Raw genomic sequence first — 23,806 nt, 5'->3', positions numbered from 1 at the left:
TTTTTGTTAATATATTACGCTTCGTCGTATAAGCGCCGCTTTCATTCTTCCCATTAGTTAAGGTATTGGCCCTATGCCACTGGCAAAGATCATCAGTTCTAATTCTTTATTATCCGACCAATTGGTTGGTATTTTGGCTGATGACTATCAACTGGAAATTTCTTCATGCATAAGGGATGTCTGCGTCGATAGTGATTTGGTTTTGCTTGATCATGATCTTGTCGGTCAATATGAAGAGTCTGAGCTAGTTACGGCAATCCAGCAGTATGAGCATTTGCACGTTCCAGTAATTTTGGTTTGGAATAATGCTGAGGAAGATTACCGTGAATTTGCGATTGAAGTAGGCTGCTCTGATTATTTAAGACCACCGTTCTTCCCATCGGTTGTAAATGCCAAGTGCAAAACTTATATCAGCTTGGCCAAGCTCAAGCAGAACTTTACTACCCGTTCTGTGACAGGTGCGGCAGTAAGTAAAGAATCTGAGAGTGATCTGGTTGATGTAACCGAACTGTTGGCCGTACAAGATGCAGCGATTTTGTGTTTGGCGACGATCGCCCGAATTCGTGACCATTCCACGGGGAATCATATTCTTAGAACTCAGCATTATGTCAAAGCATTGGCTGAGCATCTTTATAAGAATCCTGCTTACCATGATGAGCTTGATGCAGAGACGATAGAGTTGTACTACAAAACTTCGGCGCTGCACGATATCGGCAAAGTGGGCATTCCGGATCATATTCTGCAAAAACCCGCTGAGTTAACCGAAGAAGAATACCGTGTGATGAAGACGCATACGGTATTGGGTTATCAGGCCGTTACTTCGGCACAGCAGCTGTTAGATAATGCCTCCAGTAATAAAGCGGTTAAGTTTTTAGAGCTCGCGCAGCAAGTGACACTTAGTCACCATGAGAGATGGGACGGCAAAGGTTACCCGCAAGGCTTAAAAGAGGAAGAGATTCCTTTAATTGCACGTTTGATGGCGGTAGCTGATGTTTATGATGCGATGATTTCACGTCGCCCTTACAAAAGTGCGGTGGATCATCAGCGCGTGACCAATGTGATCTTGTCGGGTCGTGGTAAGCATTTTGACCCGGCTGTAGTTGATGCCTTTATTGACTTACAGGATATGTTTGAGAGGATCTCTTTCAAACTAGAAGATGTCTTTCCATCTAATGCAGATATGATGCTGCATTCTATGAGTGATCTCGTGTCTGAAAATGACTTAATTACGGCTGAGGAACCATCGGGTAGTTAAAGGCTTCTCGTGTCGTCCTAAGTTGTGAGGGTAGCCATTTTTGATAGGACTCATAGATGGTTGATTTGAGTTCTTCATCTTTCTCGATCATCTGGTTGAGTGCGCTAATAAGCGCTTTGTTCCAATCGCCTTTTGCGCAGCCTACATGACCCATGCTGGTAATTGGCTGTCCCTCTAAGGGAACAAAATAAAGATCTTCTTTAATGTTGTGCTGTAACTTGCTGAATTGGGCTTCTTCAGGTCGGCCGATCATGGCATCTAAGCGATGGTTTTCCACCATCTGAATCAGTCGCTCCTGATCCTTCTGGCCCGTTTTTACTTTAAAAATACTATTGGGTTTGTTTTTATCTTTTTTGATGACGTCATCGATATAGGCAGAGTAGGCTCTTGCATCATGGATGCTGATGGAGACTTGTTTTTTGGTTAGAGATTTCAAGTTAACTGGATCTATTTTGTCGGCGCTAACGCCGAATTTATGCAAGCTGCCCTTAGTTGTAACTAAACCATTTGCGTACAGGCGCATTAGTGGCTGACTAAAATCCATAAACTTATTTCGCTCTTTAGAATTAACTAAAGATACGTGGCAAATCATCTGGCCCTCTTTAGCTAACTGAAGTGCGCGTTTTAGGCTTAAATCCGCGCTGATGTGGTTATAGTGCTTTAGTTTTCTCTTAAACAGTTTTATGGCTTCATCACCTATACCCTGGTTTCTGTATTTGCCTTTTAGAATAAATACGGGTGCAAAATCAGTTCTAGCCCAGACAATGACAGGCTTTTTAGCCGGAGATATTTTCGTTGGGTGTTGGTCGGCTACAGCAGCTTGAGGGCTTGCCAGAATGAGTATTAAGAGGGTGTTTGAGAGTAGCCTTTTGCACTGCATAGTAATTCCTTTTGGAACACGACAGTTCAAGTATAGGCAATCAGATTGGATCTGTTGGTTTATATGAGATTAAGCGTGGCTCAGTGCAAATCGGTTGTTCATTCGGTTTAAGCGTAAAGCCATTTTAAGGATCAGTTGGTCCTTAAGTTTCTCTCTGGTCTCTATAGGGAGCTCGTCTAACAGTTCTTGGTCGATTACGAGTGCTGTGCTTTCTGTATTAGCAATAACACTGGCGGTACGCGGTTCATTTGTTAGGAAGGATATCTCACCAATAATCTCGCCCGGAGACAGCTGAGTAAGAAGTTGCTGTGACGTTCCTTTTAGAACATTTACACCGCCGCTAAGTAGAACAAAAAAGCGTTTATCTAAAGAATCTTCATCGGTGAGGTAGTCGCCGGTGTTATAAGCGACAAAATACCAGTGGAACTGTGCAAGCAGCTCTTTATCCTTGCGGTTCATATCATCGAACAAAGCCACTTTATCTAGAATGGCTAGGGCACTTTCTTTGTTGAGCGTCTTATTTTTAGCCATGCATTTACTCCTTCTAATTAGGAATAGTCGCTTCCAAGCATTGGAGCAAGTTATTAACCTTGTCGAAGGTTTCTTGATATTCCATTGAAGAAACCGAATCAGCGACAATCCCGCCACCCGCCCAGCAGAAAATCTGATTATTCTCGCAAAGCAGGGTACGAATGGTAATACTGGTGTCCATACGGCCACATAGGCTGATATAACCGATAGAACCGCAGTAGATGGAGCGACGATGAGGTTCTAGCTCTTCGATAATCTCCATGGCCCTAATTTTTGGTGCGCCCGTAATAGAGCCGCCAGGGAAGCAGTGTTTTAGCAGTGCAATCGGCGAGTAATTGGAACTCAAGTTACCAGTTACAGTGCTCACTTTATGATGCACATTGGCATAACTCTCAATGTTGAACAGTTTTGGTGCTTGTACAGAATTATGCTGACAGACCTTACTAAGGTCATTGCGCATAAGATCGACGATCATCAGGTTCTCTGCACGATCTTTAAGTGAATCGCTTAGCTCCTGTTTCAGGCGTTGATCTTCCATTGCATTAGACGAGCGTGGTCGAGTGCCTTTAATCGGCTTGGTCGTGACAATGCCATCTTTCGTTTCTAAGAACTGTTCAGGTGATAGAGATAAGATTTGCTGCTCACCCAAATCGATATAAGCAGAATAGGGTGTTGGCGCATGGGTTCTTAGCTTTTTATAAGCTTCCCAGCTGTCGCCTCGATAGCTGCTATCAAAGCGTTGAGCAAAGTTAACCTGGTAACAGTCGCCAGCATGGATGTAATTATCTATCTGCTCAAGCTTCTGCTGATATTCAGACTCAGTAATATTCGCACTAAAGGTTTTATCCAGCTGGAAATCAGAGTTTGAGGTGTGTGTTGCTTGAATCAGTTGCTGTTCGATCTGATCGAGTTGCTCTTTTGAGACGCGATGATCGGCAACGAGGAAAGCTTGTTCTTTATGGTGATCAACCACTAAGCCCCATAGATACATGCCCACTTGCATGTCGGGTAGAGAGGCAAAATCTTCTGCCTTCACTGGCATATCTTCAACGGATCGACCCAGATCATAAGCAAAGTGGCCGATGATACCGCCTTGGAAGGGCAGGTCTGCTTGTTCCGCCTGCGGGTTTTGATAGCGGTTGTACAGATCTTGCAGTGCATCAAATGCAGGTTGATCTGCATTCATGCTCAAGGTTTCAACCGGTGCAGCCGCGATGATGTCGAACCGTCCCCATGGACAGTTAGGGCGACCACTATCAAGAAATACAGCATTACCTAGAGGGCGAAGGCGCTCAAAGTAAATTTCACTGTTAGCTAAATACGGAACAGAACGTTGGGTGATCAATGAACTGGCTTAATTCTTAGTTATTGAATGAAGTGTGTGAATTGTATGTAACCCCATTGGAACTGTCTATGTGAAAGGCTTTGTCGCAACGAAATAAGTGAAAACAACTGAAAACCTTTAAAAATCGTTGTTTGTTTTTCGTTCATACCAAAGATTGTCGACAAAATGCTGGTTTGGTTACTCTGTTCAGCTAGAATGAGATTAAATCTATTAAAGCATTAAGAGTATTGTTGCTACATGAAGCATCCTTTTAGTGTTGATAAGCAAAGCCTTACTTTGCCTGATCAGCATGTTGTTTATCGAATCTATCGAAATCCTGATATTAAGCCTTCCAGAAGGCTGGTCTTACTGCATGGTGCAGGTGTTGCTGGGGTTGATACTTGGGAGCATATCACTGCATTTTTAACTCAATGGTCTGAGGTGTTGGTGCCTGACCAAAGAGGCATGGGTGATACCTATTTTCCAGATCGTAAAGAACACTCCTTTGCAGCGCAGGAGCTGGTTGCGGACCTAAATGCCTTGGTTGATCACTTAGGCTGGTGGCAGTTTGATTTAGCGGGTTATTCCCTCGGTGGTTTAATCTCGCTGTTGTTTAAACAACAGCATTCTGATCGTGTTGGTAAACAGTATCTATTGGAATCGGCGGTGCTGGATCGTCCTTGCTGGGAAACCACCATAGAGCTTCGTAACCAATTCTCGGAAGCGGCATTGAACTTAAGAGGTTCTGTGCAGGTAGAGAAGGGTATTGTTAACTTTTTAGATGCGATTTCGCCTAATCGTAAGGTTTCACCGCAAGTAGAAAAGTTAACTGTCAGCAGATTAGGGGCGCGACCGGAAGGTTTTGCGAATGCTTTGGACTGTGTAACACAGGCAGTCAAGCAGATAGATAGAGAAGAATTAGTGGCGGCTCAAGGTGATGTAACCAGCTTTATAGGCGGTAACAGTGTGGACCTTATGCACCAGTATCAGCGAGAGCTGGCGGAGCGTCTGCCCAATTGGCACTACTTTTTGATGGCTGGAACCGATCACTCGTTACCGTTTCAAAAGCCGCGTCAGATTGCGCGAGTGATGAATGATGAGTTACAGCGATATATAACTAACAAATAATTACGAAGTGATAAGGTAAAACCCTTAAACTTTTGTATTGTGTTGACAATTTTTGCGCTATTTCGAGTTGACGGCTCAATTTAGCAGGAGTATCTTGGTCTCAGTTCAAGATTGTCGACAATCTTCAATCACGGGTTGTTATGACTGATAAAACAGATAATAAAGCGTTTCAACAAGAAACGCGCACATTGGCCGATCGCGTTTGCGAACAAATTGTAACTGCGATTGTGGTGGGGGATATTCCTCCCGGTCAGAAGATCAGCGAGCCTGAGCTTGCCAAAACATACGGCATTAGCCGTGGGCCATTGCGAGAAGCGATGCGTCGTTTGGAAGCACTAAGGCTAGTTGAGCGTAAGCCTCATGTCGGTGCGCGGGTTGTTAATCTGTCGGCAAAAGAACTAATTGAAATATATCGTGTCCGCGAAGCACTTGAAGGTATGGCCTGCCGCTTAGCAGCAGAAAATATGCCTCAAGACGAAATCGATAGCCTGCGTGCTCTATTAGATGAGCATGAACAGAGTGTCGAACAGCTAGAGGGCCGATCGTATTTCCAAAAAGAGGGTGATCTGGATTTTCACTACCGCATTGTTCACGGCAGCAAAAATGAGAAACTGCTCGAATTTTTAGGCGGGGATCTATATCACTTAGTACGAATGTACAGATACCAGTTCAGTGTCTCTAGTTCACGACCAAAACGTGCACTTAAAGAGCACCGCCAGATTGTAGACGCGATTGAATCTCGTGATCCAGAATTGGCTGAAATGCTCATGCGCCGACATATAGGTGCAGCACGCCGAAACGTGGAAGAGAAACTGAACGCAGCGACCGAAACCAGAGGGGAAGAACATGTCCAATAACCTGTCTGCCGGTGCACGTTTTCGTAAAGCACTAGCTGAAACAAACCCACTTCAGATTGTAGGTACGACTAACGCATATCACGCCATGATGGCTGAACGTGTAGGTCATAAAGCAATTTACTTATCTGGTGGTGGCGTCGCTAATCACTCATACGGTTTGCCTGACCTAGGCATGACATCGATGAATGATGTTCTAGCAGATGTAAGCCGTATTACCAGCGCAGTAGAAACTCCGCTGATGGTTGATATTGATACGGGATGGGGTGGAGCTTTTAACATTGCGCGCACGGTCAAAGAGATGACTAAAGCAGGTGCAGCAGCAGTTCACATTGAAGATCAGATTGCACAGAAACGTTGCGGTCACCGTCCAAACAAAGAGATTGTTACTCTTGAAGAGATGGTTGATCGTGTTAAAGCAGCGGTTGATGCAAAGACTGATGATGACTTCTTTGTTGTAGCACGTACAGATGCTTTCCAGATGGAAGGTCTAAATGCTGCGGTAGAGCGCGCGCAAGCATGTCTAGAAGCAGGTGCAGACGGCATCTTCGCAGAAGCAGTGCATACGCTAGATGATTACAAAGCGTTTTCTGATGGCATCAACGGTGCACACCTATTGGCGAACATTACTGAGTTTGGTGCTACGCCTCTATTTAATACCGAGGAGCTAGCTGCTCACGGTGCAAGCATGGTGCTTTACCCACTGTCTGCATTCCGCGCAGCTAACAAGGCAGCCCTTAATGTATACGAGCACCTTCTAAAAGATGGTGATCAAAAAGCGGTTGTCGATACCATGCAAACACGTATGGAACTTTACGATTTCTTGAATTATCACGACTTCGAGCAGAAGTTGGATGCGTTGTTCGCAGAAGGTAAGAACAAGTAAGCGGTATTTTGAGTTTACGCTTTACTTAATTGATTTTAGCAAGCGGGTCGTAGAACCCGCATAGATAGGAAACAGGAGCATAATCATGGTCGACAAAAAACTGGGTGGTGCTGGTCTACGAGGTCAGTCTGCAGGTGAAACGGCATTATGTACTGTAGGTAAAACAGGTTCAGGTCTGACTTACCGTGGTTACGATATCAAAGAACTATCTGATAAAGCGCAGTTTGAAGAAGTTGCTTATCTTCTACTATACGGAAAACTGCCAAATCAGGCTGAGCTAGATGCATACAAAGCTAAGTTAAAAGGTATGCGTGCTCTGCCAGAAGCACTAAAAACAGTTCTAGAACAGATTCCTGCTGAAGCGCACCCAATGGACGTGATGCGTACAGGTTGCTCTATGTTGGGTAACCTAGAAGAAGAGAAAGACTTCTCTGAGCAGCACGATCACATCGATCGTATGCTTGCGGTCTTCCCTGGCATGATCAACTACTGGTATAACTTCAGCCACAATGGCGTACGTGTAAACGTTGAAACTGATGCAGATTCTATTGCTGAGCAGTTCCTATGGACACTTCACAACGAGAAGCCTGAGCCGCTACACGTTGAAGTAATGCACGCGTCTTTGATCCTTTACGCTGAGCACGAATTCAACGCGTCTACATTCACTGCGCGTGTATGTGCATCTACGCTATCTGATATTCATAGCTGTGTGACTGCTGCAATTGGTTCCCTACGTGGTCCTCTGCACGGTGGTGCTAACGAAGCGGCAATGGATATGGTTCAACAGTGGAAATCTGCGGACGAAGCAGAAGAAGCAATCATGGGCATGTTGGCGCGTAAAGATAAGATCATGGGCTTCGGTCACGCGATCTACCGCGAATCTGACCCACGTAACGCGATCATCAAAGAGTGGTCTAAGAAGCTATCTGAGCAGGTTGGAGATACTCACTTGTACGCAGTTTCTGAGCGTGTTGAAGCAGTTATGTGGCGCGAGAAGAAATTGTTCTGTAACGCAGACTTCTTCCACGCATCTGCATACAACTTCATGGGTATTCCTACGAAGCTGTTTACGCCTATCTTCGTATGCTCTCGTGCGGCAGGTTGGACTGCTCACGTAATGGAGCAGCGCGCTAACAACCGTATCATCCGTCCATCTGCTGACTACACGGGTCCAGAAACGGCTGATTGGGTTGCTATCGAAGATCGTCCATAAGAGACGACAGTAGACAGCGGTTTGAGCTATCAGCCAGATCGCTGTCCTGATTTGAATAATAAAAAGCTGAGAGATTAGCTTTGCTAACCCCTCTCAGCTTGAATGAACCTGACAGGTTGTGCCATGAATACTGAATACCGCAAGCCTCTTCCGGGTACCTCTATAGATTTCTTTGATACCCGCCAAGCGATTGAAGATATCCAGCCAGGTGCTTACGCAAAACTTCCATACACGTCTCGTGTTTTGGCAGAGCAACTGGTGCGTCGCTGTGAGCCATCTGTGCTGACCGACTCTCTAAAACAATTGATCGAAACTAAACGTACACTGGATTTTCCATGGTACCCAGCGCGTGTTGTATGTCATGACATCCTTGGTCAGACAGCACTAGTTGACCTAGCAGGTCTTCGTGACGCGATTGCTGATCAAGGCGGTGATCCGTCTAAGGTAAACCCAGTTGTACCGACTCAGCTTATCGTTGACCACTCTCTGGCTGTTGAAGCGCCAGGTTTTGATCCAGATGCTTTTGAGAAAAACCGTGCGATTGAAGATCGCCGTAACGATGACCGTTTCCACTTTATCGACTGGTGTAAAACTGCGTTTGATAACGTAGATGTAATCCCTGCGGGTAACGGCATCATGCACCAGATCAACTTGGAGAAGATGTCTCCGGTTATCCAAAACCGTGATGGTGTAGCTTACCCAGACACTTGTGTAGGTACGGACTCCCACACGCCACACGTTGATGCACTCGGTGTTATCGCGATTGGCGTCGGTGGTCTAGAAGCAGAAACCGTTATGCTAGGTCTGCCTTCTATGATGCGTCTACCAGACATTGTGGGTGTAAAGATTGTTGGTGAACGCCAGCCTGGCATCACAGCAACAGACATCGCACTAGCAATGACTGAGTTCCTACGTAACGAGAAAGTTGTTTCTGCTTACCTAGAATTCTTCGGTCCTGGTGCTGCTACTTTGTCTATCGGTGACCGTGCGACTCTGTCTAACATGACACCTGAGTACGGTGCGTCTGCGGGTATGTTCTACATCGATGAGCAGACTATCGATTACTTGAAGTTAACAGGTCGCGAACCTGAGCAGGTTGCGTTAGTTGAGCAATATGCGAAACACACGGGCCTGTGGGCTGATGATCTAGTTGAAGCTAAGTACGAGCGCGTACTTGAGTTTGATCTATCTTCTGTAGGTCGCAACATGGCTGGCCCTTCTAACCCTCATCGTCGTCTACCAACAACTGCGCTAAATGAGCGTGGTATCGCTGGCGAAGATATGTTGGCTGCAGCAAAAGCTGAAGAAGCAGAAGGTCTAATGCCAGATGGTGCGGTAATCATCGCTGCCATCACATCTTGTACAAACACATCTAACCCGCGCAACGTTGTTGCTGCAGGTCTAGTAGCTAAAAAGGCAAACGAGCTAGGTCTAGTGCGTAAGCCTTGGGTTAAAACCTCTTTTGCACCAGGTTCTAAAGTTGCGAAACTTTACTTGGAAGAAGCAGGTCTATTACCTGAACTTGAGAAACTAGGTTTCGGTATCGTGGCATACGCATGTACTACATGTAACGGTATGTCTGGTGCGCTAGACCCGGTGATCGAGAAAGAAGTCGTTGAGCGCGATCTTTATGCAACAGCTGTGCTATCGGGTAACCGTAACTTCGATGGGCGTATCCACCCACACGCCAAGCAAGCATTCCTAGCGTCGCCACCGCTAGTAGTCGCTTACGCAATCGCAGGTACAGTTCGTTTTGATATCGAAAATGATGTATTGGCTGTTGTTGATGGCAAAGAGATCACTCTAAAAGATCTATGGCCATCTGATGAAGAGATCGATGAAATCGTAGCGAAGGCAGTTAAGCCAGAACAGTTCAACCAGATCTATATCCCAATGTTCGATCTGGGTGACGTTGAGCGTGCTGAAAGCCCGCTTTACGACTGGCGTAAAATGTCTACTTACATCCGCCGTCCTCCGTACTGGGAAGGTGCACTGGCAGGCGAGCGTACTATGAAAGGTATGCGTCCGCTGGCGGTTCTAGGTGACAACATTACAACTGACCACCTGTCCCCATCCAATGCGATTCAAGCGAGTTCTGCCGCAGGTGAATACTGCGCGAAGATGGGTCTTCCAGAAGAAGACTTTAACTCTTATGCAACTCACCGTGGTGACCACTTAACAGCACAGCGTGCAACGTTCGCTAACCCGAAATTGTTGAACGAAATGTGCCGTGACGAAAACGGTGAGATCAAGCAAGGTTCCCTTGCGCGTATCGAGCCGGAAGGTACTGAAAGCCGCATGTGGGAAGCAATTGAAACCTACATGGATCGTAAACAGAACCTTATTATCGTTGCAGGTGCTGATTACGGTCAGGGCTCATCTCGAGATTGGGCTGCGAAAGGCGTTCGCCTTGCAGGTGTGGAAACAATCGTTGCTGAAGGCTTCGAGCGTATCCACCGTACTAACCTAGTTGGTATGGGTGTACTACCTGTTCAGTTCAAAGAGGGTGATACCCGAAACACTTACGGTATTGATGGTACTGAGACATTCGACATCGTTGGTGAAATCTCACCACGTTGCGATCTAACTCTGATCATCAACCGCGCTAACGGCGAGAAGGTAGAAGTACCAGTGACTTGTCGTTTGGATACTGCTGCTGAAGTACATGTGTACAACGCGGGTGGTGTTCTACAGCGTTTCGCTAAAGATTTCCTAGAAGGCGATGCATAAGCACCTTTGATTGTCATTCCAGCGAAGGCTGGAATCTACGCTAGATAATGTAGGCCCCTGCCTGCGCAGGGGTGACTGAAGCATTAGCAGGCAGTTCCGATAGGCGTTGTTTGCAAATACTAGCTCTACAGGCTCACGTAGGGCTGGGGTTTCAAAGTCGAGCAAGCAGCGCCCATCATTTTGCTGAGTTTCGAAGCAAAGCTTTTACTAACAATGACTGGCCAGAGTAGAGACTGCACGTGGCCTTGTTAACAAGGTTATGTCAGTCATTGTTACTAAGCGTTTTATTCGAATTGATAGAGCAGCTTTCGATAGCTGTGTGAATCAAGTAGGAAAAGTTTATGTCACACGTACCACAGATAAAAATCCCAGCGACTTACTATCGCGGTGGAACCAGTAAAGGTGTTTTCTTTCGTCGTCAGGATCTGCCAGAAGTAGCGCAAGAGCCAGGCGAGGCTCGTGACAACATACTAATGCGTGTGATTGGTAGTCCAGACCCTTACGGCCAACAGATTGATGGCATGGGTGGTGCGACATCCAGTACCAGTAAAACCGTGATCTTGGATAAAAGTTCAGTTGCAGATCACGATGTGGATTATCTGTTCGGTCAGGTAGCGATCAACAAGCCTTTCGTAGATTGGTCGGGTAACTGCGGTAATTTGACGGCAGCTGTAGGTGCTTTCGCGATCAGTGGTGGTTTGGTCGACCCTGAGCGAATTCCTGAAAATGGCATCTGTACAGTTCGTATCTGGCAAAAGAATATAAAGAAAACCATCATTGCTCATGTGCCAATCACCAATGGTGAAGTGCAGGAGACCGGTGACTTTGAGTTGGACGGTGTAACTTTCCCCGCGGCTGAAGTTGTGATCGAGTTTATGGACCCGGCTGATGGTGAAGGTTCCATGTTCCCAACGGGTAACTTGGTTGATGATATGGAAGTACCGGGCATTGGTACCTTTAAAGCAACGTTCATCAATGCAGGTATCCCTACTATCTTCGTGAATGCTGAAGATATTGGCTACAAAGGCACCGAGCTACAGAAAGATATTAATGGTAATGCCGATGAGTTGGCCCGTTTCGAAACTATGCGTGCACACGGTGCTGTGCAGATGGGTTTGATCAGCGATATCTCAGAAGCGGTTGCACGTCAGCATACGCCGAAGATTGCGTTTGTTGCGCCTGCGACTGACTACGAAGCATCAAGCGGTAAGCAGATCTCCGCGAACGCTATTGATGTCTGTGTACGTGCATTATCTATGGGCAAATTACACCATGCGATGATGGGCACAGCCTCTGTTGCTATTGCAACAGCTGCAGCTGTACCAGGAACCTTGGTTAACCTTGCTGCCGGTGGTGGTGAGCGTGAAGCGGTAACTTTTGGTCACCCATCAGGCACATTGCGTGTCGGTGCAGCGGCCGAAGAAGTTAATGGCGATTGGACTGCTAAGAAAGCAGTAATGAGCCGAAGTGCCCGTGTAATTATGGAAGGCAATCTACGCATTCCAGGAGACAGTTTCTAGTTCTAGAGTAACCCTGAAGGGCTCACTGGGGTTCTATTTTCCTATCAGAGTAGATGCTCCAGCTCTTCCTTAACGACCACGCTTTTTAGCGTGGTTTTTTTTGTCTAGAAAAAGCTAAATGGTCATTTACCTATGAGTTGGACGCTTTTTTGTTTGATAGGAAAAAAGAACATATGCCGGAAGAAAAGATAATGATGAGCCCAATACTGCTGATCATATCTGGCCATTCATCAAACAAAACAACGCCAAGTGCAGTGGCGATAATGAGTTGAGAATAAACGAACGGTGCAACAATACTGGCTTCTAGGTGTTTGCTGCTTTGTAGGATAATTAGATTGCCAATAGCAGACGCGAGTGAGCTAATTAAAACTAGTGTGATCAGATGGGTATCCAATTCTGTTGGAATAGTAGGTACAGCTATAGGCGCTAGGGCTAAGCTGCCTGCTAACAGGGTGGATAGCAGAATGAGTCTTGGTCTAAATTGTCCGGCTAGCCATCGATTACATACCAGCATACAACCAAAACAAGTACCTGCCAAAAGCGCTAAAGGGGCGCCTGCTCCCATATCAAAGCCAGGTTTTACCACCATCAGTACAGCGGCAAAGCCTATAAGCAAAGCGATTGAGCGAGCGGGTGTAATTGTCTCTTTAAGAAATAATCCGGCTAGGAAATAAGAAACGATTGGCCCTATAAAGAAGATGCCAAAGACATTGGCGATAGGCTCGGTTTTAAGCGCTGTGAGCATGCTGAAGATAGCGCAGCTGAATAAGCCGGCGCGTATTAATAAGCGCCAGTTAAAGAGTTGGCCTATCTCTTTTAAGGATAATCCAGAGAACGGAAGCACAAACGCAAAACCTACGGCGAGCCTGCTCCACGCAATAAAAAGCGGATCAACACCCTGTATTCCGAGTAGTTTCCCTGCAGAGTCCCCGACAGGTATGAGCGACAAGCCTACTAGCAGGAAAGCAATGAGAAGCGCTTTAGATTTTAACGTCATCCTTAGCCCAGTATTAGGTCGTGTAGGTGTAAGGACAGTACCCTAAGCCTGTTGTGATTCACAGCATTACATAATGAAAAATGATTAAAAATTAATACTATAGAACTAAAAGAGGCTCGGGATATTTTCCCGGCTTAATGGCTGCAGTATGATCTGCCGCAATAAATGCAGGTAGAGCTTCGTTTTATACTGCAGCAGATACTTTATCTTCTAAGGATTTTTAGATATGAAAAAATCAATTTTAGCTACATTACTGGCATCTTCCGTAGTTCTTCCTTCAGCTGCTTTTGCTGATAGCCTAGAAAGCTGTGTTGCTGCGATCCAGTCTTCTAAAGAAGGCCAGTTGGTTAAACTTGAAGCGCTAACAACTAATGGTAAAGATGTTTATTCCATTGAGTTGATTGATGGTCAGGAGCAAGAGTGGGAATTCACTTGTGACGTGGCTACAGGCAAAATCATCTATCAAGAAGGTGAAGTTGAATCTGCAGCTGATCCTAAATTCCAGAAGATGGCTAAATTAGACGAAGCTAAGGCTGTTAGCATCGCTCAGGCTGCTTTCCCAGGTGAAGTTGAAGAAGTTGAGTTCGAACTTAAATCTGATGGTCATCCAGTATTTGAAGTAGATATCGAAAGCGAATCAGGTGCTGAAACTAAGGTTGAAGTGAGCGCTGTAGATGGCAAGATCCTAGAATCTTCTACTGAAAAGTGGGAGATCGGTATTGAAGAAGATGAGCGTCGTTAATATCTGCTTATAGATATATCTATCGCTGGACCTGTTCTGACAGCCAGTCATTTTGCTGTCAGAACGGTTTTTTCTAAACTAGTTGTTTCTCTATCAGTCTTTTACTGCTTTTAGCCGTTTTCTACCGAGCTTAGCCTGCCTCAAAACCTAATCCCACCAGAAGTACCAACAGTCGTGGTTAAGTAGCACTTCTGCAAGTTTTGAAACCGATTCAACACCTTGATCTACAATATCAGGACAATATAGATATTGCTCCCAAGCCAGTTCCATTGCTTCTTCTGCTGTTTGCGGTGGCTTAGTGATATAGGCTTCAATCACGTCGTTACTGACGCCGACAATTTTCGCGCCGTACTTTAGCTGCCAATGTTTCCAAATAGCGCAATGAATTTCAGGTTCAGGGCAGGCGTTCCATCCACCAAATTTAAAATGGGCAGGGATCTTCCAACTGCTATCGGTTTTAATTTTGACGCCTAAAAGATTATCTACGGCTTCGCCTGTGACAAAGTCAGTCGCTAAGTTGAAACTTTGTTTATCGCTTGACTCAGCTTTCCATTCGCCGGTTATTTCTGCGAGGTTTAACTCTTCATTCGATTCTAATAATTGGCGCCGTTGCTTAAGCCAGCTGGCAGCTTTGATCTTAGCTGCGGCACGGATGATATCTTTTGGAGATTGTGGTGATTCTAGAAGATGTTCTTCAATATAAGATTTATCTTCTTCAGTACCGCATACCACCAGTTTGTTATCTTTGCTGCTTGCCTTAATGGCTTTAGCGAAGGCATCAGTCGGGTCAAGATTGACGAATTTCATGTTTGGTTCCTAATAGTTAGCACTGGTAGTAAGTGAGAAACATCGATGCTGATTCATCTGCTAGATGTTGGCGTTGGTCCGGTGAGGGTGGTGCTTCTATCTGTAACAACTGAGGCCAAAAGCAATTGCCTTTAATTAAACTGTGTAGCTGGTTGATCGCAAAGGTCGAGTCTATCTTCTTCAGTTGACCGTTATTAATCGCGGCTTCGAGCCATTGATAAAGCGCTGTTTCAGTTTTGTCGAAACGACTTAGCTCTGCTTGTAAAGCGTCTGGGTGATAGAAAAAATGGCCGATAGCTACACGGGCTAGATCAAGATATTCCGAGCTGCAAACAACATTCATCTCGGCTTGTAATAGGGATGATAGTTGATTGTGAAGATCGCCTTCTGCATCAAACTTGAACTCATTTGCTTGCGTCGCTTGTTTCCATAGGTCTGCAACAAGGTGCATGACTAAGGCTTCTTTTGAATCAAAGTGATTGTATACCGTGCGCTTAGATACTTGGGCGCGTGCCGCTAGCTGATCCATGCTGGTGCCTTGAACGCCATTTTCTTGAAAAGATTTTTTGGCGGCATCTAGGATCGCTTTTCGCTTTAACTCACTCCGTGTCAGCTTTTGTTCGGCCATGTACGGAAATCCTGCTTTGTTAAGAAAAGTAAATTATACACCGATTAGTTTACTTATTGATGGAAATATATAAACTGCACCGTGTAGTTTACTTTTTGGGGGAGTGATTATGCGGTCATTTGTTAAGTATGCATCGGTCATAACGGGAGGAGTCATTGTGGCGTCGGTTTTTGGTTCAGGTTGCAGTACAAGTTCTGAAAAGCAGGTAGGGCACAGTGGTGCTCAGATGGAAAAGGGCAAGTTTCAGAATACCGAGATGAGTTATCAGAACACCCTTGGCAAGCTGATGGATATTAGTTGGGAATTTATCCGAGCTAAGCGAAGTGAGCCGCAGCCACAGGTTAATCTGCCTGTGGAGCCTATCTCTTTCCAGCAGTTACAAAATGCTGATTCGCCTGTTTTGTATCGTCTAGGGCATTCAAGCGTATTGATTAAACTTGATGGCGAGTTCTTTTTGACCGATCCGGTTTTCAGCGAGCGTAGCTCTCCTGTGCAATGGGCAGGGCCAAAGCGTTTTCATGAAACACCGCTGGCAATTGAAGATCTTCCAAGATTGAAAGCGGTTGTGATTAGTCATGACCACTATGACCACCTTGATAAAGAGACGCTAAAACAGCTGAGCGCTAAGGTTGAGTACTTCGTAACGCCACTAAAAGTTGGGCAAAGGTTAGTTGATTGGGGTTTAGATCCAAAACGAGTAATCGAAAAGGACTGGTGGGAATCAGTACAACTTGGCAGTGTGAAGTTGATTGCTACGCCAGCACAGCATTTTTCTGGCCGAGGTGTGTTTGATAAAGACGAAACACTTTGGGCTAGCTGGGTGATTCAAGGTGAACAAGCGAATCTCTTCTTTAGTGGTGATTCGGGCTATTTTGGTGGATTTAAAGAGATCGGCGAGCGTTATGGGCCGTTTGATATCACTATGGTTGAGACCGGTGCTTATAATGAGCTGTGGTCTGAAATTCATATGCTGCCAGAGCAAAGTGTTCAGGCGCATATGGATTTGAAAGGAAAGGCGATGCTGCCTATTCACAACAGTACCTTTGATTTGGCATTGCATGATTGGTATGAGCCATTAGAGCGTGTCAGCATTGCTGCAGAACAAAATCAGGTTCAGTTATTAACGCCAGTTATGGGAGAGCAAGTGTCCATTAAGGCTCCTGCTCAATCCGTTGCGTGGTGGTTAGAACTGATCGATCCGTCAGCAAATCAGGCGTTGGTGGCTAACTAAGGTAATGATAGTTTTCATTTAGACTTTCCCTTTGCTAAGCGCTGCCTCAGATGAGGTGGCTGCTTAGCCGTTATTTAGGGTTAATCAGTATGCTTTAGGTGTGGATCGAGTAGTTGTGTCCAACTGAAGGTCAGTTGCTCATATTCTTCAATACAGCGTTCTGTGTGATCTTCTGATAAGTAACCGGCTTCGATAAGACTGTCATATTGGTCGGGTGCACTACCATAAACATGGCAAAGCGTAGCGAAGAAACGTTGCTCATCAAGGCTGTGCTCTCCCCAGAAGTCCTCGTCGTCTAATACGTCTCGATCTGTGCTTTCAAGGTCGAATAAATCTGCAGCGCTGATAGCGATCTCCTGACCATCTTCAAACAGTTCTATAAGTAAAAATGTAGCAAGACTGTCTGCAGCGTCTTCCTCTTTACCGACGATTGGTAGCTCGTAGATATTAATCAAAGCATGAGCTAATTCGTGAAAAAGCGTGTGAAGTAGAGCATCTTGAGTAGCTTCATCAATACTTACGCCCGATTGTTGGTACTCTGCTTTATCAAATCTCTGTTGTACCTCTGATATGAAGTCATAAGGAATATGGATCTGATTCGTGGTCGGATCGTAGAGTGGGCCGTCTTCGTAGCCAAAGCTAACAGATACATCGGGATTAGTTTCTAAGAGTTTATTGGTGGCTGAATGAAATAGATCGAATGATGTCTTGGCTATTTGTTTGGCCGATGTGTCAGTCGTGCTTTTAATTGGATCGAATGATCCGGTGATCTCTGCTTTTAGTGGTGAGGTCGCTAAGATGAGAAGGGTGGCGAAGATACATAAATATGTGGCTCTCATCGGTAGATGCCTCTTATGAATTAATTAGGGTTATTTGATTTTACGCATTATCTTATACGTAAGCATACAGGTAAGATGCTTAAACCTTGCTTAATTCTTGTCGTGGGTTGTTAGTAGATATACTGATTTGATCTCTGCGGGATATGCATAATACTTTCCAGATGTTTTAGTGATGTGAGGCGCGCTAGATGGGGTTGAAACGGTACTTAGTACGGTTTGTTTGTTTTTGTGCGCTATGTTCTTCTGCTGTGTATGCTGATGATATTCCAGAAGTGATCTTTGCAACGACGATTCATTATCCTCCCTATGAATATCGAGAAAATGGTGAACCTAAAGGGCTTGCTATAGATATCGCCAAAGAGGCTCTAACTCGAGTCGGCGTAAAACAAATTGATTTCCAGTTTTTCCCATGGAAGCGAGCGGTTTATGTGACTGAGCATGGAGAGCGTGATCTGCTATTTAATGCTGGCAAAAACGAACCTCGACAGAAATGGGGCTACTACGTTGATAGTGTTTTGATTCAGCAAAGTTATGTGTTGTTTAAGCGCAAAGCTGATCTATTTAAGGTTAAGCCTGATTTTAGCAATGTAATCGATAAAGATATCTCAGTAAGAGCTGGCTACCTCTATGGAAGTGGAAAGTTTAGGAATGCATTGGATGACAAACGATTTCATAAAATTGAATTGGCAGATTCAACGGAGCAAAGTGTTAATCAGCTCCTGAACGATCGAGTCGATATGTTTGTGGGTGATCTTCTTCCGGTGATGTTCTATATAAAAGAGCAAGGGCTTGATGAAAAAATCGATATTGTTATGCATGAAGGTGAGCGTATGGAAGTACTGTCTTGGTCAACGTACCTCTTATTTTCAAAAGCTAGGGTTGGGCCTGCATTTGTAGAGAAGGTAAGGCTGGCAATGGAGCAGATGAAGGCAGATGGAACCTTTGCTGCGATCGAAAGTCAATACCAATATTAGTCAGGACTAGTCATTTGGAAGAGCGTTAAATTCTACGCGCTTTTCGTTCATCCATGCTTGCATAGCAGCAGGGTCTAGCATCAGCTGTTGTACTTTTTGCATAGCTGCTACGTGGTCGGCATCCTGTTGCTGGAACATCTCCATTCCATGTTGCTTCGCAAGTTCAGACATCTCTTCAAATGTGTTGGCTTTAATCTCAAGATCGCAACCGCCGCCGAGTTGTCTGCAAGTCATCGTTTTCAAAATTCCACTCCTCGTATCTTTAGTTACTGACCTCTAAGGTTGTTAGGTTAGTTAAGAATCAGGGAATCGGCAACTTCGGTATATCTACGCAGATAATAAAAGCTAAGCAAGGGAAAAGAGGAATCTCAGCAGAAGAGAAAGTATATGCTGGTTATCGCAATTGCTGGCAGGTAGTGACTGGTCTAAAAACAAAAAAAGCCCGCTGATCTCTCAGCGGGCTTTTTTAACGAGCTAAGTAATTAAATTACTTCTCAGCGTTCTTTTCTTTAACTTCAGCAATTACTGCTTCAGCAACAGAGTTCGGGCATGCAGAGTAGTGAGAGAATTCCATGGAGAATTGACCACGACCAGATGTCATTGTACGTAGGTGTCCGATGTAACCGAACATTTCAGATAGTGGAACATCTGCCTTGATACGTACACCAGAACCTGCAGTTTCCTGACCAGAGATCATGCCACGACGACGGTTAAGGTCACCGATAACGTCACCTACGTGATCTTCTGGAGTGAAAACGTCAACCTTCATAACAGGCTCAAGCAGTTGAGCGCCTGCTTTAGGGATAGACTGACGGAAAGCGCCTTTAGCAGCGATTTCGAATGCTACAGCAGAGGAGTCAACCGCGTGGAAGCCACCATCGAATAGTTCGATTTCAACGTCTAGTACAGGGAAACCAGCTAGAACGCCCTGTTCCATCATGCTAGAGAAGCCTTTCTCTACAGCAGGGAAGAATTCTTTAGGTACGTTACCACCAACAACGGTAGACGTGAATGTGAAACCAGAGTTTGGCTCACCTGGCTTGATGCGGTAATCGATCTTACCGAACTGACCAGAACCACCAGACTGTTTCTTATGCGTGTAGCTATCTTCAACTTCTTTCGTGATTGTTTCACGGTAAGCTACTTGTGGCTCACCTACAATCAGATCAACGCCGTAAGTACGCTTAAGGATGTCGACTTTGATGTCTAGGTGAAGTTCACCCATGCCGCGCAGGATAGTCTGGCCGCTGTCTTCATCAGTGTGTACTAGGAAAGTTGGATCTTCTGCAACCATCTTACCGATAGCTAGACCCATTTTCTCAGCGCCGCCTTTATCTTTTGGCTCAACAGCGATAGAGATTACAGGCTCAGGGAATACCATGGCTTCAAGAGTACATGGGTTCTTAGTATCACAAAGTGTGTGACCTGTCTGAACGTTCTTCATGCCAACGATCGCGATGATGTCGCCTGCTTGAGCGTAATCAAGTTCTTTACGCTCATCAGCTTCCATTTCACACATACGACCGATACGTTCAGTTTTGCCTGTGAACGAGTTAAGGATTGTGTCGCCTTTCTTCAGTTCGCCAGAGTAAATACGTACGAACGTTAGTGCGCCGAAGCGGTCATCCATGATCTTAAATGCAAGTGCACGGAATGGCTCGTCAACAGATACTGTTGCAACTTCACCAGTAGGCTCGCCTGCTTCATCAGTAAGATCCTGAGCAGCAACTTCTGTTGGAGAAGGTAGGTAATCAACAACAGCGTCAAGAATAAGCTGGATGCCTTTGTTCTTGAATGCAGAACCACAGTAAGTTGGGAAGAATGCTAGTTCAAGTGTACCTTTACGGATGCAACGCTTGATCTCTTCCATAGTTGGCTGCTCGCCTTCCATGTAAGCCATCATTAGGTCGTCATCTTGCTCAACAGCTGTTTCGATTAGCTGTTCGTGGTACATGTCAACGTCTTCAACCATGTCGGCAGGAACGTCTTTAATTTCGTAACGCTCTGGAAGGCCAGAATCATCCCAAACGTATGCTTTCTTAGTTAGGATATCTACAACACCAACGAAGTCGTCTTCACGACCGATTGGTAGAGTCATAACTAGTGGCTTAGCAGCTAGTACGTTTTCGATCTGATCAACAACTTTAAGGAAGTCAGCACCTAGACGGTCTAGTTTGTTTACGAAGATGATACGGGATACGCCGGACTCATCTGCATAACGCCAGTTAGTTTCTGACTGAGGCTCTACACCACCAGAACCACAGAATACACCGATACCACCGTCCAATACTTTAAGAGAACGGTAAACTTCTACTGTGAAGTCAACGTGTCCCGGAGTATCGATAACGTTCATACGGTGATCGTCCCAGAACGTTGTGATCGCAGCAGACTGGATAGTAATACCGCGCTCAGCTTCCTGTTCCATGAAGTCAGTAGTAGATTCGCCGTCATGTACCTCACCAGTCTTATGGATCTTACCCGTAAGCTTTAGGATACGTTCTGTTGTAGTAGTTTTACCCGCATCTACGTGCGCGAAAATACCAATATTTCTGTATTTGGATAAATCTGTCATTTCTTTACTCGACTAAGTGAGGTCCTAAAATTGCGCGACAGTATACAGGGTTTTTTATTACTTTTCGAAGAAAAATTATAAGGAAATAATCCTTTCTGCTGATATTTATGTCTGCAGAGCTATAGATGATTGGTCTTTGTTGATTTCGATAGTTTTTTTAACTGTAATTATGGTTTTAACTTGTTGATATAAAAGGTTTAGGTGGCTTATTTGGGATAAAATATTGAATTGCACTGGTTTGTATCTATTGGAGCTAACAGAAGTGTTTGGTATCAATAAATTGTTCGTAACCCCCAAAAGTTAAAGGATTTAGATTAAATAAGGGATTTGAATGATTGTTATGACTGATTATGATCCACGGTAGATAAATAATATTGGTAGTTATGAGTATGTTAAGTTTTGATGTGTTGATCGGATTTATTGTCGCGTCTACATTAATTTCCTATGCCCCTGGGCCGGATAATATTTTTGTTTTGATACAGTCGATTCTTCATGGCCGTAAAGCGGGTATTGTTGTCACTCTAGGTTTATGTACGGGTCTGCTATTTCACACGCTTGCCGTAACCTTAGGTGTGGCTGCAATTTTTCAGGCCAGTGCTTTGGCGTTTACCCTGCTTAAAGTGGTCGGTGTGGGTTATCTGCTTTATTTGGCGTTTATGTCTTTTCGTACGGCCGCTGCTAAAGTGTCCCTGTCAGAGCAACCACAACTTAGTGCGTTGCAACTCTATCGTCGTGGGATTCTGATGAGTTCTACTAATCCTAAATTAGCGATCTTTTTCATGGCTTTCTTACCTCAGTTTGCCGATCCTGCGATTGGCTCGGTAAGTCAGCAACTCTTTGCGTTAAGCTTGGTGTTTATTGTTGTTGCTTTCTTTGTCATGAGTTCGGTGGCGTTGCTTTCGGGGAGTCTTCGCGGTTGGGTTCAAGATTCCGAACTGGGTCAGTCGATCATCAATAAAGTGGCGGGAACAGTCTTTGTTGGTTTGGCGCTCAAGCTCGTTACGACTGAAAGATAATGCTACTTAAGCTAGCGTACTACTTGGCTAGATCACGCCATTGATCGTAATCTTCAGTAATAAAGCCTGCGTGTATATAAGCTTGGCGAATCGCATCTGGTGATTTTTGTCTTTGCTGTTGGATGTAGCTTTGCAGGATATTGAAAAGCTCAGTATTACGCGCCGGCAAAATAAAAGAGCGAGACGCATCAAAGCTTACTTTGACTCCAGGTAACCGGATTAGCTCACCGCCGATTCTCGTGACTACCGGCTCTTTAAGGTAGGAGAGGGTAAAGTCCCCACGGCCACTGGAGATAAAATTAGCAATAAGGTTTCTAGTTGGAAGTAGGTTTACTTGCTTCGTTCCAATATTGTTCAGAGTCGCTTGGTCGGTTTTCCAACTTTTAACGGTAACCCCTCTTAGTTTGGTGACATCGATATTTTCACCTAACGTCAATATATCAGATCGATTCTTAGTGGAAAAAACGCCGACCTGAAATTCCCCTTTCCGAATAATGGGCGCGGTTATTAAGAGGTTTTTACTCTCACGATGATCGCTTTCAAACAGCGATTGGCCAACCATATCAATTTTATTGTTAGTGGCTAACTGTAGGCCGCGCGCAACATTAGGGTATGGCACCAGTCGAATAATATCGACGTAACCGGCTGATTTTACAGCGTTGCAAATCACCATGATGTCCATGGTGATCCGTTGAATATCTTTAAGTTCTTGCGAGTCTAGTTTTGGGCACTCTTTTACCGGTAAGACATTTGAATAGCTTTGTTTACCAGCCGCTAATTTAAAATGCTCATTAATGTAATTGGCATGAACACCGATCGATAGGGTGTCAGCATTGAGTTGACTTGATACTAATAACAGTAGCGTTAAAAAGATTCGCATTGTACTACTCAGCCAAATTGGACCATTTTATTGTAGTAGATCAATCAGTTAAGGAATATAGGACTTCTTAGGTTAAAAAGTCTTATATCAATGGCTATAATGCGCCTCCTTATTACAATGTGTTAGGTCAGGTATTAATGGACGCTCTCGACGAGATCAAAGAATTTTTAGCATGTGAAACTCCCGATTCTTGGATTCAAGCTGCTTTGCAGAATCAGGATATCCTTCTGATTGATCATGCGCATTGTGAGAAGAAAGCGGCTTCTACAGCAATGACATTGATGTTTCGCTATGTTGATCGTCTTGAACTGTTAAATAAGATGTCACGTCTAGCACGTGAAGAGCTGATTCACTTTGAGCAAGTGCTGGCGATCATGCAGGACCGAGGTGTGGTTTATGATCATATGTCTTCTGCAAGATATGCGGGGGGTATGCGTACTCATGCACGTACATCAGAACCGGGCCGTTTGATCGATGTTCTCATTATTGGTGCTTATATTGAAGCACGCTCTTGTGAGCGTTTTGCCAAATTAGCGCCTTTCTTGGATGAGGAGCTGGCTAAGTTCTATCGCTCCTTGCTGAAATCAGAAGGCCGTCACTACCAAGATTACTTAGGTCTCGCAGCAGACTATGCCGGTGAACCTATTGATGAGCGCGTAGCGTTCTTCCGTGAAGTTGAGCGTGAATTGGTTGAATCACCGGATGACGAGTTTCGTTTTCACAGTGGTGCTCCAACATTCATCTGAGTGTTATGTAGGAGCCCACCCCCGTGGGCGATTTTTATCATTTATCGCTCACA

At 44.9% G+C, this 23,806-nt stretch carries 22 protein-coding genes; 12 read left to right on the top strand and 10 right to left on the bottom strand.

The features are described 5' to 3' along the window. The first annotated feature begins 73 nt into the window (after positions 1 to 73). Complete coding sequence (locus ACMXYV_RS10435) at positions 74 to 1,255, top strand: HD domain-containing phosphohydrolase (RefSeq protein ID WP_415888435.1); 1,182 nt, start codon at positions 74 to 76, stop codon at positions 1,253 to 1,255. Here the strand turns inward: ACMXYV_RS10435 and ACMXYV_RS10430 are convergent. From ACMXYV_RS10430 to pabB, 3 genes are all read right to left on the bottom strand, one after another. Further along, positions 1,227 to 2,135, bottom strand: coding sequence for a TIGR02285 family protein (locus ACMXYV_RS10430; RefSeq protein WP_415888434.1), 909 nt, complete (start codon positions 2,133 to 2,135; stop codon positions 1,227 to 1,229). The genes ACMXYV_RS10435 and ACMXYV_RS10430 overlap by 29 nt on opposite strands. A 69-nt stretch (positions 2,136 to 2,204) precedes the next feature. Next, positions 2,205 to 2,666, bottom strand: a complete 462-nt coding sequence (locus ACMXYV_RS10425) for a cyclic nucleotide-binding domain-containing protein (RefSeq protein WP_415888433.1) — start codon at positions 2,664 to 2,666, stop codon at positions 2,205 to 2,207. 13 nt (positions 2,667 to 2,679) lie between these two features. Next, the gene (gene pabB / locus ACMXYV_RS10420; protein ID WP_415888432.1) at positions 2,680 to 4,011 is read right to left on the bottom strand and encodes an aminodeoxychorismate synthase component I; all 1,332 of its coding nucleotides are present in this window, start codon (positions 4,009 to 4,011) and stop codon (positions 2,680 to 2,682) included. Between the two features lie 237 nt (positions 4,012 to 4,248). Here pabB and ACMXYV_RS10415 point away from each other — a divergent pair, with 237 nt between their 5' ends. The 6 genes from ACMXYV_RS10415 to prpF all read left to right on the top strand — a co-directional run bounded on the left by ACMXYV_RS10415 (position 4,249) and on the right by prpF (position 12,321). Further along, entirely contained in the window at positions 4,249 to 5,118 is an 870-nt protein-coding gene (locus ACMXYV_RS10415) for an alpha/beta fold hydrolase (RefSeq protein ID WP_415888431.1), read from the top strand. Between the two features lie 140 nt (positions 5,119 to 5,258). Further along, complete coding sequence (locus tag ACMXYV_RS10410; RefSeq protein WP_415881527.1) at positions 5,259 to 5,975, top strand: GntR family transcriptional regulator; 717 nt, start codon at positions 5,259 to 5,261, stop codon at positions 5,973 to 5,975. Further along, complete coding sequence (prpB, locus tag ACMXYV_RS10405) at positions 5,965 to 6,858, top strand: methylisocitrate lyase (protein ID WP_415881526.1); 894 nt, start codon at positions 5,965 to 5,967, stop codon at positions 6,856 to 6,858. The genes ACMXYV_RS10410 and prpB overlap by 11 nt, the downstream gene beginning before the upstream one ends. 85 nt (positions 6,859 to 6,943) lie before the next feature. Next, positions 6,944 to 8,071 (top strand): 2-methylcitrate synthase, encoded by a 1,128-nt coding sequence (gene prpC / locus ACMXYV_RS10400; RefSeq protein WP_415888430.1) that lies wholly within the window; start codon positions 6,944 to 6,946, stop codon positions 8,069 to 8,071. Positions 8,072 to 8,194: 123 nt separating this feature from the next. Then, positions 8,195 to 10,801 (top strand): Fe/S-dependent 2-methylisocitrate dehydratase AcnD, encoded by a 2,607-nt coding sequence (gene acnD / locus ACMXYV_RS10395; RefSeq protein WP_415888429.1) that lies wholly within the window; start codon positions 8,195 to 8,197, stop codon positions 10,799 to 10,801. Between the two features lie 341 nt (positions 10,802 to 11,142). Next, positions 11,143 to 12,321 carry a 2-methylaconitate cis-trans isomerase PrpF gene (gene prpF / locus ACMXYV_RS10390; RefSeq protein WP_415888428.1) on the top strand — a complete coding sequence of 393 codons (1,179 nt, stop codon included), beginning with the start codon at positions 11,143 to 11,145 and terminating at the stop codon, positions 12,319 to 12,321. A gap of 130 nt (positions 12,322 to 12,451) precedes the next feature. Here the strand turns inward: prpF and ACMXYV_RS10385 are convergent, their stop codons facing one another. Beyond that, positions 12,452 to 13,318, bottom strand: a complete 867-nt coding sequence (locus ACMXYV_RS10385; protein ID WP_415888427.1) for a DMT family transporter — start codon at positions 13,316 to 13,318, stop codon at positions 12,452 to 12,454. 226 nt (positions 13,319 to 13,544) lie between these two features. On the opposite strand from ACMXYV_RS10385, the gene ACMXYV_RS10380 reads away from it, so the two are divergent. Further along, complete coding sequence (locus tag ACMXYV_RS10380; protein WP_415888426.1) at positions 13,545 to 14,060, top strand: PepSY domain-containing protein; 516 nt, start codon at positions 13,545 to 13,547, stop codon at positions 14,058 to 14,060. Positions 14,061 to 14,207: 147 nt separating this feature from the next. Here the strand turns inward: ACMXYV_RS10380 and ACMXYV_RS10375 are convergent, their stop codons facing one another. Continuing rightward, on the bottom strand, positions 14,208 to 14,867 hold the full coding sequence (locus tag ACMXYV_RS10375) for a DUF4253 domain-containing protein (protein ID WP_415888425.1): 660 nt from the start codon (positions 14,865 to 14,867) through the stop codon (positions 14,208 to 14,210). Between the two features lie 16 nt (positions 14,868 to 14,883). Continuing rightward, positions 14,884 to 15,495 carry a TetR/AcrR family transcriptional regulator gene (locus tag ACMXYV_RS10370; RefSeq protein ID WP_415888424.1) on the bottom strand — a complete coding sequence of 204 codons (612 nt, stop codon included), beginning with the start codon at positions 15,493 to 15,495 and terminating at the stop codon, positions 14,884 to 14,886. Positions 15,496 to 15,604: 109 nt separating this feature from the next. On the opposite strand from ACMXYV_RS10370, the gene ACMXYV_RS10365 reads away from it, so the two are divergent. Further along, a complete protein-coding gene (locus ACMXYV_RS10365; protein WP_415888423.1) occupies positions 15,605 to 16,726 on the top strand; it encodes an MBL fold metallo-hydrolase in 1,122 nt (373 codons plus the stop codon). Between the two features lie 80 nt (positions 16,727 to 16,806). Here the strand turns inward: ACMXYV_RS10365 and ACMXYV_RS10360 are convergent, their stop codons facing one another. Further along, a complete protein-coding gene (locus tag ACMXYV_RS10360; RefSeq protein ID WP_415888422.1) occupies positions 16,807 to 17,565 on the bottom strand; it encodes a DUF4344 domain-containing metallopeptidase in 759 nt (252 codons plus the stop codon). Positions 17,566 to 17,753: 188 nt separating this feature from the next. On the opposite strand from ACMXYV_RS10360, the gene ACMXYV_RS10355 reads away from it, so the two are divergent. Beyond that, on the top strand, positions 17,754 to 18,539 hold the full coding sequence (locus ACMXYV_RS10355; RefSeq protein WP_415888421.1) for a substrate-binding periplasmic protein: 786 nt from the start codon (positions 17,754 to 17,756) through the stop codon (positions 18,537 to 18,539). 6 nt (positions 18,540 to 18,545) lie between these two features. Here ACMXYV_RS10355 and ACMXYV_RS10350 read toward each other — a convergent pair whose 3' ends face one another. Both ACMXYV_RS10350 and fusA read right to left on the bottom strand, forming a co-directional pair. After that, a complete protein-coding gene (locus ACMXYV_RS10350; protein ID WP_415891436.1) occupies positions 18,546 to 18,773 on the bottom strand; it encodes a DUF1059 domain-containing protein in 228 nt (75 codons plus the stop codon). 253 nt (positions 18,774 to 19,026) lie between these two features. Continuing rightward, positions 19,027 to 21,111 (bottom strand): elongation factor G, encoded by a 2,085-nt coding sequence (gene fusA, locus ACMXYV_RS10345; RefSeq protein WP_415888420.1) that lies wholly within the window; start codon positions 21,109 to 21,111, stop codon positions 19,027 to 19,029. 383 nt (positions 21,112 to 21,494) lie between these two features. On the opposite strand from fusA, the gene ACMXYV_RS10340 reads away from it, so the two are divergent. Next, a complete protein-coding gene (locus ACMXYV_RS10340) occupies positions 21,495 to 22,127 on the top strand; it encodes a LysE family translocator (RefSeq protein WP_415888419.1) in 633 nt (210 codons plus the stop codon). Positions 22,128 to 22,146: 19 nt separating this feature from the next. Here ACMXYV_RS10340 and ACMXYV_RS10335 read toward each other — a convergent pair whose 3' ends face one another. Then, a complete protein-coding gene (locus ACMXYV_RS10335; RefSeq protein WP_415888418.1) occupies positions 22,147 to 23,007 on the bottom strand; it encodes a hypothetical protein in 861 nt (286 codons plus the stop codon). Between the two features lie 137 nt (positions 23,008 to 23,144). Here ACMXYV_RS10335 and ACMXYV_RS10330 point away from each other — a divergent pair, with 137 nt between their 5' ends. Next, positions 23,145 to 23,753 (top strand): tRNA-(ms[2]io[6]A)-hydroxylase, encoded by a 609-nt coding sequence (locus ACMXYV_RS10330; RefSeq protein ID WP_415888417.1) that lies wholly within the window; start codon positions 23,145 to 23,147, stop codon positions 23,751 to 23,753. Positions 23,754 to 23,806: the final 53 nt, after the last annotated feature.

This window comes from Neptuniibacter sp. SY11_33, from assembly GCF_047778025.1.
Classification (GTDB): Bacteria; Pseudomonadota; Gammaproteobacteria; order Pseudomonadales; family Balneatricaceae; genus Neptuniibacter.
This window is presented reverse-complemented; position numbering and strand designations above follow the sequence as displayed.